The sequence below is a fragment of the Enterobacter sp. BIDMC92 genome (assembly GCF_001030225.1).
In the GTDB taxonomy this organism is placed as follows: domain Bacteria; phylum Pseudomonadota; class Gammaproteobacteria; order Enterobacterales; family Enterobacteriaceae; genus Enterobacter; species Enterobacter sichuanensis.
This window is the reverse complement of record NZ_KQ087598.1, coordinates 561,444-575,808: the sequence shown is the minus strand read 5'-3', so window position 1 is coordinate 575,808 and position 14,365 is coordinate 561,444. Positions and strand designations below refer to the sequence as shown.

Below are 14,365 nucleotides of genomic sequence, written 5' to 3'. Positions count from 1 at the left end.
TGATTGATGGAGCAGTCTCTCAATTTTGAAATGTTGCGTAGCCAGTGGCCAGAACTGGCAGAACTCGCATGTATGGCGGAACGATATGTTCACTCCGATCCGGAAAGCTGTCTGGTTAAGCTACGCAACTACACCGAATTGATGGTACGTTGGTTATACCGCCAGGAACGGCTGCCTGAAGGCATCAAAGCAAATCTGCATGATTTAATGAACGCCGATGTCTTCACCAGCATGATGCCGGAAGCCATCATCATGAAAATGGATGCACTGCGTATCCACGGTAACCGCGCCGCCCACGGCGGACGTATCAAAGCTAAAGATACTTACTGGCTGTTAAAGGAAGCGTATTTACTGGGAATTTGGCTGTATGTTCGCTACGCCCACGGTAATGTTGATGACTGCCCCAAATTTTCTCTTCCTCCATTAACGCAATCTTTAGGTCGTGCAGATGAAAAACGTCTGGAAGATGCAATCAGGGCTCAGGATGAAAGCCGTGAGCGCGAACTGGCGTTACAACGCGCACTCCAGCAAGAGCAGGAAAAGGCCGAACACCTCACCCAGCGCCTGAATGAAGCCAGAGCTCGTAACCAGCATGTTGCCGACATTCTTTCTATTGATGAAGCGGAAACCCGCCGCCGCCTGATTGACTCCCGCCTGCTTGCCGCCGACTGGAATGTAGGTGAAGAACTTAAGAATACCGATCAGGTTACGCAGGAACACCCAGTTAAAGAACAGCCTACCGCAACCGGCAACGGTTATGCGGATTATGTCTTGTGGGATGAGGCGCATAAACCGCTGGCGGTGGTGGAAGCAAAAAAAACCAGCGTCAATGCTGAGCAGGGACGAATTCAGGCCCGACTATATGCAGACTGTCTGGAAAGAGAACACGGTCAGCGTCCGGTTATTTTCTATACAAACGGCTACGACATCTGGCTGTGGGACGATCATAAAACTCATGGATATCCTCCGCGCCGGGTATTTGGCTTCTACAGCAAGGAAAGCCTGCAATATCTTATTCAGCAGCGTGAAACCCGTCTGCCGCTGAATAGTGTCCCGCACGTTAAAGATAACGAAGGTAAGGCCGTTGCCGGACGTTTGTATCAGCTTGAAACCATTGCCCGCGTCAGCGAACGGTTTACCAATAAATATCGTCAGTCATTAATCGTTCAGGCCACCGGCACTGGTAAAACTCGTGTAGCGATTGCACTGAGCAAACTGATGATTGATGCCCGTTGGGTAAAACGCGTCCTGTTTCTTTGTGACCGTAAAGAGCTACGTAAACAGGCGGCAAATGCCTTCAATCAGTTCACCAATGAGCCGCTGTATGTGGTCGGGAAATCGAAGAAAGCAGACAGGCAGCATGCCAGAATCTACATCGCTACCTATCCTGGCATGATGAAAATCATGGACCATTTCGATGTCGGTTATTTCGATCTGATCATCGCCGATGAATCCCATCGTTCGATCTATAACGTTTACGGCGATCTGTTTAAGTATTTTGATGCCCTCCAGATTGGCCTGACAGCCACGCCGATTGACATGGTGAGTAAAACCACTTTCGGCCTTTTTGGTTGTGAAGGACGTATCCCTACCGCCAACTACAGCCTGGAAGATGCCATCGCCGATAACAATCTGGTTCCCTATGAGGTTGTCACGCACACCACGGAATTCCTGCGCGAAGGCATCAAACGGGAGAAGTTAAGCGACACACAAATCCGCGAACTGGAAGAACAGGGTATCGATCCCAATACGCTGGAATTTGATGGTAAGGCGCTGGATGAGGCGATCTACAACAAAGACACCAACCGCTATATCCTGCGTAACCTGATGGAAAATGGCCTGAAAGATCGGGACGGCCAACTGCCAGGTAAAACCATCATTTTCGCTCGGAACCACAAACACGCGCTGCTGTTGAATGAATTGTTCGACGACATGTACCCGCAGTTTGCCGGACGCTTCTGCCAGGTCATCGACAACTACGATCCCCGCGCCGAGCAACTGATTGACGATTTTAAAGGGCTGGATGAAAGTACCAACAAAGAGCTGACCATCGCTATCTCTGTTGACATGCTTGATACCGGTATTGATGTTCCGGAAATTGTGAATCTGGTCTTTGCCAAGCCGGTCAAATCAAAAGTGAAGTTCTGGCAGATGATTGGCCGTGGTACGCGCCTCTGTCCGGGACTGTACGGCTACGACGATAACGGCAAACCACAGGATAAACAGAAATTCCGCATTTTCGATCACTGGGGCAATTTTGAGTATCACGAGCTGCATACCGAAGAGGCCGAAGTGACAGCGACAAAATCGCTGGCGCAAAAACGCTTCGAAGCGTGGGTTATGCTGGGGGCTGCTGCACAACGTAAGTTCGACAAACAGGCGGTGGATTTAGTCGCTCACCAGCTCCGCGAGCAGATCAACGCGCTGGATGAAAAGTCGATTGCCGTACAGGAAAAGTGGCAGCAAAAAGCGCAGTACAGCGACGAAAACGTGCTGCGCCAGCTTTCCCCGAAAACACTGCAGGATCTGCTATCTGTCCTGGCCCCGCTGATGCAGTGGCTGGACGTGCGCGGTCAGAGCGATGCTATGCGCTTCGATATGGATATTCTGGCGGCGCAAACAGCCCGTTATACCAACCCGGAAGAGCTGGATGTGCTCTGGCCGGTCATCATCGAGAAAGTGGAACGTCTGCCACCGCATCTGGCACAGGTGCAACAGCAAGGACAGCGGATTAATCAGCTTCGTGATTTAGGCTGGTGGAAGCAGGCCAGTCTGGAAGAACTGGAAGATATCCGCATTCATCTGCGCGGCATAATGCACCTGATGGAAAAAGACGCGACACCGAAATTTGGTTCAATACAGGTGGATATTACCGAAGATGCGAACCTGATCCAGACAGAAACCCGCAAAACTAATATCCGCTCGATTGATTTCAAACTGTATCGTCAGCAGGTTCAGGGGGCGCTGGAACCGCTGTTCCAGCAAAATCCGGTGTTGAAGAAAATCCGTAACGGCGAGCCAGTCACGCAAAGCGAGCTGGATGAGCTGGCGAAGCTAGTGCTAATCCAGAACCCCAACGTTGATATCCGTGCGCTGAAAGAGTTCTATCCGCAGGCGACCGCCAGCCTGGATAAACTTTTACGTACTATCATCGGGATGGATAGCGACGCGGTTGAAGTGCGCTTTGCCCAGTTCGCCGCTGACAACAGCCTGACCAGCCAACAACTGCGCTTCCTGTCATTGCTGAAAAACCACATCCGCGATTACGGCACCATTGAAATGCGGCAGCTCTTTGAACAGCCGTTTACGCATATCCACAACGAAGGCGTTACCGGTGTGTTCCCGGATATAGAGCAGATCGTCCGGTTGCAAAAGATAGTCGAAGAGCTGGGTGTTGTGACCGACGCAGCGACGGTATAATACGCACATGACAATCCCCGGCAGCGGGGCTTTTGTATTTATAACAGGGTATACGTAACAATGATCACCGGTGACTTAAAAAGTAAAATCGACGGCCTGTGGGAAGATTTCTGGGTGGGCGGCATCACTAACCCGCTGACCGTAATCGAACAGATCACCTACCTGATGTACTCCCGGATGCTGGATACCCAGGAACAACGCGACGAGAAGCGTAAGCAAATCGCGGGCGTTGGTTTTAAACCGCGTTTTGCGCCTGAGCAGCAGGAGTTCCGTTTCAGTCACTACAGTAACCTCGGTTCGGACGAAATGATGGAAGTGGTGCGCGACGGCGTATTCCAGCATTTCCGCCAGCTTGGGCAGGCTGAAGATACGAAGGTGACGTTGCTGGGCAACTTTATGAAAGATGCTCGTCTGGAGATTGTTAAACCGTCACTGCTGACCAAAGCCGTGGAGGTGATCAAAAACCTGCCGCTGGATCGTGGCGACACCAAAGGCGATCTCTACGAATACCTGTTGAGCAAGCTGACCACTGCCGGGATCAACGGACAGTTCCGCACGCCGCGCCACATTATCCGCACAATGGTTGAAATGATGGAGCCGAACCCGGCGCGCGGCGAGACGATTTGCGATCCAGCCTGTGGCACCGGTGGTTTTCTAGCGACCAGCTATGAATATCTGCTGGAGAAGTACAGTTCGCTGGAGTCGATTCATACCGAGATTGGCACCAACGAACGCGGCGAGCTGGAGGAGCAAAAAATCTTTACCGGCGATCTGCTGACGCCGTGGCGTAACCATGTGGATAACAATATGTTCCACGGTTACGACTTCGATACCACCATGCTGCGTATTGCCGCGATGAACCTGATTATGCACGGCGTGGAAGCGCCGGATATTCACTATCAGGACACCATGAGCCAGAGTTTCAGTACCAATTTCCCGCAGGCCAGCAAAAACGCTTTCAACCTGATTCTGGCGAACCCACCGTTTACCGGTTCACTGGACGAGGAAGATATTGACTCCACGCTGTCGGCAATGGTGAAAACCAAAAAAACCGAACTGCTGTTCCTGGCGCGGATTCTGCAAATGCTGAAAGTAGGCGGACGCAGTGCCACTATCGTGCCGCAGGGCGTGCTGTTTGGTTCCAGCAAGGCGCACCAGTCGCTGCGTAAAACGCTGGTGGAAGATAACCAACTGGAAGCGGTGATCAACCTACCTTCCGGCGTATTTAAGCCTTATGCCGGTGTGGCGACGGCGATCTTGATTTTCACTAAAGGCGGCCAGACGGATGAAGTTTGGTTCTACGACCTTCAAAATGATGGCTACAGTCTGGATGACAAGCGTAACCCGATAAAAGACAACGATCTGCCGCATCTGCTGGCAAGCTGGAAGTATTACCGTACTTTACGCGGGCTGCCGGTTGATAACTTTATGGGTGAAAAATTAGCCTCATTGTTGAAACAACAGTCCCCGGAAGGGATTGATGCTGGCGTTGATTTTAAAGATCGCACGCAGGCGGCGTTTGTGGTGCCGAAGGAGGAGCTTGCAGCGCAGAAATACGATCTCTCCATCAACCGTTATAAAGAAGTCGTGTATCAGACGGAGGAGTATGAAGATCCGAAGGTGATACTGAAACGATTAAAAAATCTGGAAAAAGAGATTCTGGCGGATCTGGATGAGTTGGAGGGGATGCTGTGAGTTGGCCGATGGTGAAGCTCCATGATATTTGTAGACCGAAACAGTGGAAAACTATAGCCGCTAGTAGCTTACTAGAGTCTGGTTACCCTGTTTATGGAGCAAACGGAAAGATAGGGTTTTATTCCCAATTTACGCATGAATTCCCAACATTGATGATTACTTGCCGTGGGGCGACTTGCGGTAATGTGCACATTTCTGAGCCCAAGTCATACATTAATGGGAATGCGATGGCATTGGACGATATAGACCAAAGTAAGGTTGATATCAAATATTTGTATTACTTCTTTCTAAAAAGGGGATTTAGTGATGTGATTTCTGGCTCGGCACAACCACAAATCACTGGTCAGGGATTAACTAAGGTCGAAATCCCTCTCCCTCCCCTGCTCGAACAAAAACGAATCGTAGCCACCCTTGACAAAACCGCTGGCATACGTCAAAAACGCGAGAAAGCTATCAAACTGGCTGATGATTTTTTGCGTGCTACATTTTTGGAGATGTTTGGTGATCCTGTGGGAAACCCTAAAGGATGGAAAAAGGATAAAATAAAAAAAGGTGTATTAGACATTACTTCAGGTTGGAGTGCCTCTGGCGAGAATATTCCCTGTAAATCGAATGAATTTGGCGTATTGAAAATCAGCTCGGTGACCTCTGGAATATTCAAGCCGGAAGAAAATAAAGTAGTAGACTGTAAAACCATTCCTACTTCGAAAAAACTTATCCTCCCTAAGAAGGGAGATTTACTATTTAGCCGCGCAAACACCAGAGAGTTAGTTGCTGCGATATGTATGGTCCATCAGGATTATAATAACGTTTTCCTTCCTGATAAATTATGGTCCATTAAGCTAAATCACGAGCTATTACTACCAGAGTTCTTTCTTGTTTTGATACAAAATGAAAAAGTCCGTGAGTTACTAACAAAACAAGCGACCGGAACAAGTGGGTCGATGCTAAATATATCTAAAAATAAATTTGAAGAAACTGAGATTATCTTCCCAGAGATCAATGTTCAAAAAGATTTTTGCAATGCTTTCAGCAAAATAATAAATTTAAAAGAAAAATCAATAAAAAGTAATGAGTTAGCCAATGAGTCATTTAATTCATTATCTCAAAAGGTATTTTAGCAATGAAGATTGTTTATACCCCTAATCTCTACTGGAAATATGCTCCGCCAGCAAAACCAGAGTTTGGTGATGTTTTATCTTTGAGCAGTAATAATTGGGACGACTATGGCTTTAAAACCAGCTTAAATGCACAAATATATATTGACAATCAATTAGTATCATTTGACTTTTCAATTAAACTTTTAATTGAAAATATCGATAACACAGCAATAAAACTTGATGAATTATGTAAGGATGGATGGGATGGAGTATTCCCTATACCTAATGCTAACTATATAGCACTCCCATCTGATATTGATTTTTATAAAATACTCATATCGAAAATCGGTGAAGATGAAACAATTATTCTTCTTAATGAACTACACGACGCTGGTTTTACATTCAATATAAATCACGATAAAAATACTGAAGCATTAATTGAAACAGATGCCTTTAAAACATCATTGCTTCGTGAAAGTGGTTCCAGTAAATCGTTTCAAGATGGCTATCTTATTTTCAATAACATTCTTTCTGAAATAAGAGATTTTCAATTAAATATCATCGCAAAAGATGAACATGTAAGAACTGTACCATTTAAGTTCAATTCATCACTTTTACCCTATGATATTAATGTAATTATAGGGCCAAATGGCATTGGTAAGTCTCACTGTCTTAAATCGCTGGTTGAATATTGGTTACAAACAGGAATGGGAGACTTTTCTGTTTTAAACGAAAACAAACATACTCCTTTTGATGAAAGACCAAATATTAGTAAGTTAGTGCTTGTGTCCTATAGTCCGTTTGAAGATTTTAACCTTGATATGGAAAATAATAATCTACAAGATAAACAAGCTTATCAATATTTTGGATTTCGACAGAAAAGAGACGATGGTAGCATTGGTATCAGTCGTAACTTACCAGCATTGAACTCAAGTAATTCATTGATTGATATGGTATCTGATGACGAAAAATATAAATTTATAGAAGGAAGAATAAATAAATTAAATACAATCAATGATGTATTAAAATCAGCTATTGATTATGAACAATGCGCACTAAAACTAAAGCCATCAGAGCATCCAACATTTTTCAACCACCATGCTATCCCTATAAATGGTGAACAGTTTTTCTCAGCTAAAGATATATCAACCTGGATACCTAATATCGACTTGCTTCGTGAAGCATGTAGTCTTAATGATGGTGTTATTTTTATAAAAAATAATCAGATCGTTCCATTGAGCTCGGGGCAACGATTATTTGCCTACATCGTAATTAATGTTGTTGCATCAATAAAAGATAATAGCTTGATTGTTATTGATGAACCTGAACTTTTCTTGCATCCAACATTAGAGATTGAATTCGTTGGACTTCTGAAAAAAATACTTAAGCCATTTCGTTCAAAAGCTATTCTTGCCACACATTCTTTATCCATTACTCGCGAAGTTCCTTCAAAGTGTGTGCATATATTCCACGACGGATGCAATGGCTTAGAGATACTTCCTCCGCCATTTGAAACGTTCGGTGGGAATGTTCAGAGAATTTCATCCTATATCTTTGGCGATAAATCAATTTCTAAACCGTTCGATGAATGGCTTGAAATGCAATTGCAAAACATTGAAGATCCTGAAAAATTAATAAAAATGTTAAATGAGGAGATAAATGAGGAAATGATCATGAGAATTATGAGCTTAGGAAAAAAATATCATGGTCGCTAAGTTACATCTACCTGAATATGATTCTATTGCGATACTTCGAGCTATCATTTCAGAACGAGAAAGATATAAAGATTTCTATAATAGACTAACTGATGATTGGGTAGTACAGGTACAAAATTATCTGGAACATCATGGTGATCCACGTTTTATTTTACCTCTCGACCTGTCATCGTATATTTCAGAAGAATCCGTTCACACAGAAGAAGAAAAAACAACTGATGCCAATAGACACATATCTGCAAAAGAAAGATTAACACAAAAAAGAAGACAAAGCCTTATCAATTTGTATTCCCCTGATGAGAACAAAATACCTTACACAATCCTTGATACGCTAAGACGGGGACATAATCTCTTATTTTGCCCATGTTGCGGTGAACCAGGAAAACCGACAACATTAGATCATTATTTGCCGAAAACTGCGTATCCAGAATTAGCTATAATAATCGCTAATTTAACACCCATGTGCAATGAATGTCAGCAGAATAAAAGTTCTGACTATCATGATGAAAATGGTAACAAAATTTACATACATCCTTATTTTGATCCTATTGAACAAGTTAATTTAAGCATTGACATAGAAGAACCATATGCTACTCCAACATTCAGACTAACTATTCCTGATGATGATAATGAGTTATATGAATTATTAGTCCGACATGTTAATGGCGTTAATTTCTTAGAGCGCTTTGATGAATTTTGTCGAAATGAATATATGGCATTATTAAGAACAATGTCATTAGAACGCCAAGAGGATGAACCGGATAGGGCATCTAGAATAGTCAGTCGGTTCAAACGGCAGTGTGAGGGACAATCTCAAAATAGATGGGAGGCTATTTTTTATAGAGGGATTTTGAACAATACGGATTTACTTGATTATTTGGATAATGGCAATCTACCTAGCTTCATTTAACGTAGAAAATTATTCCATTTATAAATATATTAACAATAACTCTACGATGAGAAAATTAAGAGAAAGGCATATACTGCCCTTACATCATAGTCTTGTAGGAAAGTAACCATGCCTTTAGATTTAAGTAACATTTTAGTTATTGGCATCAGCGCAACTGCGCTTTCGACATGAGCGAATCCGATCGGATGTTCCGAGAAACCTATGCGACGGATCCTGATAGCGCCATTGGAAAATATCGCGCCTATATGCTGGAACACGAAAACCAGCCTTTACAGCCTGGTACAGGGTATCCCTTAGTCAAAGCACTTCTGGGGCTGAACCAACATCGTCAATCCGAAGATAAATCACCGCTGGTTTAAGTCGTTGTGATGTCGCGTAACAGCCCTGATACGGGTATCCGCGTCCTGAATACTATCCGCCATGACAGGCTCGATATCACGCGTTCTGCCTTTACGGCAGGTGAAACCGTTGCTGATTACCTCGATGCTTTTGATGTGGATCTGTTTTTAACGACCAACATCGATGATGCGCAAAAAGTTATTGATTCCCGATTTTGCGCCGCAGCAATATTAAAAGATCCTCCGTCTGATGCCGCAGATATCCCGGAAGGATCGTAGCTGTAAGCTCCTTATGACAGTAACTCCGAATTGACTTGGTAGTTTTCACCGGTAGCACATAAGCAAACCTGACGGTCTGCTTCGAGCGAGGAGCGGACACTCATGATTCTTACTTATATATATTTTCCTACATCGAATTTTTTAGGGAAAAATTATTTAGTTAGTCACACTCCGCCAGTCAATTCTGCGATTAGTGGTTCATAAGGTGTGCCAGCTTGTAGTGCATTCCAGATTTTTAAAATTTTATCACGATTTCTCCCCAACCAACTCGAAACATCGCTATCATATTTCTTAGGTAAATCTCCCTCTATGCGGTCTCCTGATTGTATGGCATAACTAGCAGCATGCGCTTTTTTTCCATAGTCAATATGAATATGGGGAAGTTGATGTCCTTTTTCTTGATATATTTTTATCTTCATGTTTTGTCTCTTCACCAAGAGAATTTCCATGAATCCGCCGCCACTAGAGCGCCTTTTCTCAGTCAGTAGATCCTTCTGAGCAAAGAGTTTTTGTAATTCGTAAAATTCTTCATCTAAATTCATATATCACCCATTAAATTTCAGTTTAAACTCAACTCTTTATTGCTAGGCTTTTCCTAGTCTGCTCCAGGCACTAAGCCGACCCCAGATCAACACTCCCTTCTAAACACCTCTTTCCTGTGCCATTCCACAAACCGCTCGCCCGGATAATTTTCTTTAACCGGTGGCAACGCAATCGCCTTTCCCGCAAAATCCCAGAACAGTCGCTGTACCACCCCACCACCATTAACCGCGTCGGAAACCATCACACGCATATTTTCATCCAAGCCAATCGAACCACGATCAAACGCTTTATGATGGATTGCGCACAATGCCAGGCCATTAGGTACTTCACAAGGGCCATGATGCTGCTTCCATCTGATATGGGCAGCTTCCAGAGCAATCGGCGCATTGTCGTGGCGCATGTTGAAGCCGCAGATCGCGCACTGATAATTGTAAGCACGTAGCACCATCTGGCGGAACTTCGGATCACGTTGGCGGAGAGAGGTGCGAATATCAAACCCCATCTCATCAGCGATGTCTTCTTGGATACTGGCCGGGAAATGCGCCTCCAGGAGCTGCTGCGCCAGCGTATCAATTAGCCTGTGATTTTTTGCCACCAACCCAAAACTATCGGCATCAAATCCACCCGCGACATTATATTCGATGAGTTCACGTCGGGGCGGCTGGCGGCTACCATTGGTTGAGCACAGTTCCGCGTTTTGTAGTTCCCAAAAGCCATCGCCCTTCAGACGCCAGAACGGCATGTCCGGGCGCTGGTCACGGCGCTGCGGTCCATAACGTTCCAGAAGATCCAACAGGGGCTCGTAGATTTCAGAACTATAGTTAAACAGGCGCTCATGACCCTGCCGATAGCGTGAAAGGACATGCAGCAGCAATAATGGCTTATGTGGCGCACGCTGTTCGCCTTTGCGCCAAATGGTGATATTTGATATCGCTTGCTTCAGGGTTTTGTCAGAGGTCATTACGTTGAAGAATCCATGAGCACATATTTGCGATGATGCTCGCAACTTTATGTACATTCAAGGCATTATTGCAGACGTCCTTTTTGTCTGGCGACTCTGTACCTGGCAGATGGAATTCTGATAACAACGGTAAAAAATACAGCGACCAACCAGTCCTAAAGGGCTGGTTGGTCATTTTAATTTAAACATCAACCGAGAAATAAAGGCATTCAACTCACTCGCCATTACCCCGGTTGATCTTCGCATAGTCAAACGGCGTAATCCCTTTCCCTCGATTGGCATCCAGAAAATCCGCCCACCACTGCAACATCAGCTTGCGCTCATCCAGATGTTCCGCTTTATGGATATACGCCGCCCTCACCGAATTGCGTTCCATATGGCTCATCTGCCTTTCCACCGCATCCTTCGACCATAGTCCTGACTCAATTAGCGAGCTACAGGCCATTGTGCGAAAGCCGTGACCGCAAACCTCAACTTTAGTGTCATAGCCCATCACCCGGAGCGCACTGTTTACGGTGTTTTCACTCATTGGCTTACGCGGATCATGATCGCCAATGAAGATCAGCTCATGTTCGCCACAGAACTGCTTTATCTGCTTCAGGATCGCCAGCGCCTGCTTTGAAAGCGGCACCAGATGCGGTGTACGCATCTTTGAACCTCGCTGAGAATGTTTCACATCAGGAATGGGCTCTCGCTCAGGTGGGATGGTCCACATTGACGTTTCAAAATCGATTTCTGACCAGCGAGCAAAACGCAGCTCACTGGACCGAATAAAGATAAGCAGAGTGAGTTCTGTCGCCCAGCGGGTTAGCGGCCTGCCGGTATAGCTATCTATTTTCTCAAGCAACTCAGGGATGCGCTTTAATTCCAGCGCCGGACGATGTTGTCGATTACCGGAAGCAACCGCCCCAGCCATCTCTTGTGCCGGGTTATAATCAATTAACCCACTTTGCACTGCATAACGCATGATGGCCGTAGTGCGCTGTTGAAGACGGGCAGCAACTTCAAGACGTCCAGACATCTCTACGGCTTTAATTGGCGCTAATAAATCGCGCGTTTTTAACTCAGTGATATTACGTTCACCAAGCGCTGCAAAGAGATTATCTTCCAGACTTTTTAGCACACGATGGGCGTGATCTTCAGACCACTTTTTATTGGTGCCATGCCACTCGATCGCTACCTCTTTAAAGGTTCGTGCTTTACTCTGTTCAACCTTATCATTTTTCTTTTTGTTTCCCGGATCGACGCCATTCGCTAGTAGCTTACGCGCTTCGTCACGACGTGCTCTGGCATCCGCCAGTGTGATTTCAGGGTAAACCCCAAGTGCCAGCATCTTTTGCTTGCCGTCATAACGGTACTGCAAACGCCAGTACTTAGAACCATTAGGATGGACAAGTAGGTGCATACCGCTGCCATCGGTCAGTTTGTATTGCTTATCCGTTGGCTTGGCTGTTCTGACCTTGATATCTGTTAACGCCATGCTTATCCCCTCCCTGTTGGTACAAGCATTATCGAACCGTAAATACCATCATCTTTACCAACATGTGTTGGTAGATGTACGTTGATGTCGGTTAACCTTGAGAGAGTTAATATAGCGGGAAAGGTAGATAAATACTGGATTTTAGAAATAAAAAAAGACCTCAGTTGAGGTCCATTTACATGCTTTTGGTGCCGAAGGCCGGACTCGAACCGGCACGTATTTCTACGGTTGATTTTGAATCAACTGCGTCTACCGATTTCGCCACTTCGGCACTGAAGGGGATGCGGAAACGTTGTGGATTATACCTGTCGCGCGCCGCCATGCAAGCGACGACGCGCTAAACCTGCGCTAAGTGCCCAAAAAACCAGCGCTACCGTCAGTCCAGCTCAGACACCGCCAGCCGTATCACCCTCGCTGCCTTCTGCTCCGGCAGCGCCAGCACCTTGGCCCACATTTCCTGCACCATATCGCAGGAGAGCTTCTCTTTGCCCGCCGCCTTTTCCGGCATCTGCAGCAGCTGGATGTCCTCGCCGTACTTATCGGCAAGCGCCTTCATAATCGGTCGCACATCCTCGACGGCCGCCTCGCGTTCGGCCGGGGTCACGGTGTGGCGGTTTTTGCCGTAGGCCGCGCGCATCATGTCGGCGTCGGCCTGCATGCGCCGCGCCATCAGGTCTTTATCCAGCATGCGCATCGGGTTGATGCCGCCCTTCACCATCGGGTAGAGGAAGCGGAAGCAGGCGTCGTCGCTCACCTTCTGGATGGCGGCGGTCTGCTCCATATTGATGGTCATGTAGTTCACCACGTTGGCATCCGGGGCGTTTTGCAGGCGCGACATCTGCAGATGCAGGATCTGCGGCTGGATGGTGTCGATAATCTGCTGCTCCGGCTCGCCCGCTTTTTGCAGGGCGGCCATCTGGTCGAGGATGCGCTGATGCAGCGCGGGCTCCTGCTCCTTAATCACCTGCCAGGCGGGCATCGCGTTAAGGGCGTTATCCATCTGCCGTTCCGGGGCGCGCTGCCTGTCGAAAAACACCCAGAACGCCACGGCGGCAGCCGCAATGACGACAATCACAATACGGGTCCACGTTTTATTCATCTCGCATCCTTATCCTTGAGTTATGCCGGTTTACACCGGCACGCCGCTGTGGAAGCGAAACTCGTTGTCCGGTGTCGAGATAAGTGTGGCTTCAATTTCGCCAAAAAGCTTTATGCGCGGTGAGATATCGTCGTCGCTCACCTGCTGGGCCAGCGTCAGGTAGTCCTGATAGTGGCGCGCTTCCGAGCGCAGCAGCGAGAGATAAAACTTCTGCAGGTCGTCGTCGAGGAACGGGGCCAGCGCGGCGAAGCGTTCGCAGGAGCGGGCTTCGATGTAGGCACCACAGATGAGCTTGTCGATCAGCGTCAGCGGTTCGTGGGTGCGCACTTCCTTCAGCATCCCTTTGGCGTAGCGGCTGGCGGTGATTTTGACGTAGGGAATGTCGCGGGCCAGCATCGCCTCGCGCACCTGCAAGAAGTGGTGCAGCTCCTCTTTAATCAGCAGCACCATGCTGTCGATAAGCGCCTGGCCCCACGGGTCGTCGGTTTTGGGCATCACGCTTTTGCCAATCTGCCTGTGCAGGGCGATGAAGTCCGGCTCCGGGCCGTCGCGGAAGGTGAACTGTTCGTAGGGCTTGAGCCACTCGAGCAGCGCGTCGGCACCGCTTTCGTCGGCGACGTATTTACGCACCAGCAGCAGCGCGGTCTGGGCGGCCTTGAGCTCGCACACCATGTGGTCGGTGAGCAGCAGCGGCAGGTTCGCCGGGTCGCGGGCTTTATCAATCCATGCTTGCGGGGTCGGGCACTGGAGGAAGTTGAGTACGGGGGCGAGTATCTGCGGGTAATCCATGGTTCTGCCTTGAAAAAGCGGTGGCGCGCGCCACCG

10 protein-coding genes, 1 tRNA gene and 1 pseudogene are annotated in these 14,365 nt (G+C 47.0%); 6 read left to right on the top strand and 6 right to left on the bottom strand.

Features of this window, described 5'->3' with window-relative positions; translation table 11 throughout:
- The first annotated feature begins 6 nt into the window (after positions 1 to 6).
- The 6 genes and pseudogenes from SP99_RS02605 to SP99_RS02585 all read left to right on the top strand — a co-directional run.
- On the top strand, positions 7 to 3,420 hold the full coding sequence (locus SP99_RS02605) for a DEAD/DEAH box helicase family protein (protein ID WP_047957653.1): 3,414 nt from the start codon (positions 7 to 9) through the stop codon (positions 3,418 to 3,420).
- Between the two features lie 60 nt (positions 3,421 to 3,480).
- Positions 3,481 to 5,115, top strand: a complete 1,635-nt coding sequence (locus SP99_RS02600; RefSeq protein WP_047957652.1) for a type I restriction-modification system subunit M — start codon at positions 3,481 to 3,483, stop codon at positions 5,113 to 5,115.
- Positions 5,112 to 6,236 (top strand): restriction endonuclease subunit S, encoded by a 1,125-nt coding sequence (locus SP99_RS02595; protein ID WP_231584216.1) that lies wholly within the window; start codon positions 5,112 to 5,114, stop codon positions 6,234 to 6,236. Before SP99_RS02600 ends, SP99_RS02595 begins: the two co-directional genes overlap by 4 nt.
- Positions 6,237 to 6,238: 2 nt before the next feature.
- Entirely contained in the window at positions 6,239 to 7,930 is a 1,692-nt protein-coding gene (locus SP99_RS02590) for an AAA family ATPase (RefSeq protein ID WP_047957650.1), read from the top strand.
- Positions 7,920 to 8,840: an HNH endonuclease gene (locus tag SP99_RS23475; RefSeq protein ID WP_072060253.1), complete on the top strand. Its 921-nt coding sequence runs from the start codon at positions 7,920 to 7,922 to the stop codon at positions 8,838 to 8,840. The genes SP99_RS02590 and SP99_RS23475 overlap by 11 nt, the downstream gene beginning before the upstream one ends.
- A gap of 108 nt (positions 8,841 to 8,948) precedes the next feature.
- Positions 8,949 to 9,451: pseudogene (locus tag SP99_RS02585) on the top strand (5'-nucleotidase); the annotation flags it as partial.
- A 170-nt stretch (positions 9,452 to 9,621) separates the two neighbouring features.
- Here SP99_RS02585 and SP99_RS02580 read toward each other — a convergent pair.
- The 6 genes from SP99_RS02580 to miaE form a co-directional block, all read right to left on the bottom strand.
- Complete coding sequence (locus SP99_RS02580; protein WP_047957649.1) at positions 9,622 to 9,999, bottom strand: DUF4160 domain-containing protein; 378 nt, start codon at positions 9,997 to 9,999, stop codon at positions 9,622 to 9,624.
- Between the two features lie 86 nt (positions 10,000 to 10,085).
- Positions 10,086 to 10,961, bottom strand: a complete 876-nt coding sequence (locus SP99_RS02575) for a phosphorothioated DNA-binding restriction endonuclease (RefSeq protein ID WP_047957648.1) — start codon at positions 10,959 to 10,961, stop codon at positions 10,086 to 10,088.
- Between the two features lie 214 nt (positions 10,962 to 11,175).
- Positions 11,176 to 12,441, bottom strand: a complete 1,266-nt coding sequence (locus SP99_RS02570) for a tyrosine-type recombinase/integrase (protein ID WP_047957647.1) — start codon at positions 12,439 to 12,441, stop codon at positions 11,176 to 11,178.
- A gap of 186 nt (positions 12,442 to 12,627) precedes the next feature.
- A tRNA-Leu gene (locus SP99_RS02565) sits at positions 12,628 to 12,712 on the bottom strand.
- A gap of 105 nt (positions 12,713 to 12,817) precedes the next feature.
- Positions 12,818 to 13,540 (bottom strand): hypothetical protein, encoded by a 723-nt coding sequence (locus SP99_RS02560; protein WP_021240664.1) that lies wholly within the window; start codon positions 13,538 to 13,540, stop codon positions 12,818 to 12,820.
- Between the two features lie 30 nt (positions 13,541 to 13,570).
- Entirely contained in the window at positions 13,571 to 14,329 is a 759-nt protein-coding gene (gene miaE, locus SP99_RS02555; RefSeq protein WP_047957646.1) for a tRNA isopentenyl-2-thiomethyl-A-37 hydroxylase MiaE, read from the bottom strand.
- Between the last annotated feature and the right edge of the window lie 36 nt (positions 14,330 to 14,365).

What these genes read in the sequence shown, in the direction of transcription:
- SP99_RS02580 (WP_047957649.1), bottom strand. Translation starts at nt 9,999, where the DNA reads ATGAATTTAGATGAAGAATTTTACGAATTACAAAAACTCTTTGCTCAG.
- SP99_RS02575 (WP_047957648.1), bottom strand. Translation starts at nt 10,961, where the DNA reads ATGACCTCTGACAAAACCCTGAAGCAAGCGATATCAAATATCACCATT.
- SP99_RS23475 (WP_072060253.1), top strand. Translation starts at nt 7,920, where the DNA reads ATGGTCGCTAAGTTACATCTACCTGAATATGATTCTATTGCGATACTT.
- SP99_RS02590 (WP_047957650.1), top strand. Translation starts at nt 6,239, where the DNA reads ATGAAGATTGTTTATACCCCTAATCTCTACTGGAAATATGCTCCGCCA.
- SP99_RS02605 (WP_047957653.1), top strand. Translation starts at nt 7, where the DNA reads ATGGAGCAGTCTCTCAATTTTGAAATGTTGCGTAGCCAGTGGCCAGAA.
- SP99_RS02570 (WP_047957647.1), bottom strand. Translation starts at nt 12,441, where the DNA reads ATGGCGTTAACAGATATCAAGGTCAGAACAGCCAAGCCAACGGATAAG.
- SP99_RS02600 (WP_047957652.1), top strand. Translation starts at nt 3,481, where the DNA reads ATGATCACCGGTGACTTAAAAAGTAAAATCGACGGCCTGTGGGAAGAT.
- miaE (WP_047957646.1), bottom strand. Translation starts at nt 14,329, where the DNA reads ATGGATTACCCGCAGATACTCGCCCCCGTACTCAACTTCCTCCAGTGC.
- SP99_RS02560 (WP_021240664.1), bottom strand. Translation starts at nt 13,540, where the DNA reads ATGAATAAAACGTGGACCCGTATTGTGATTGTCGTCATTGCGGCTGCC.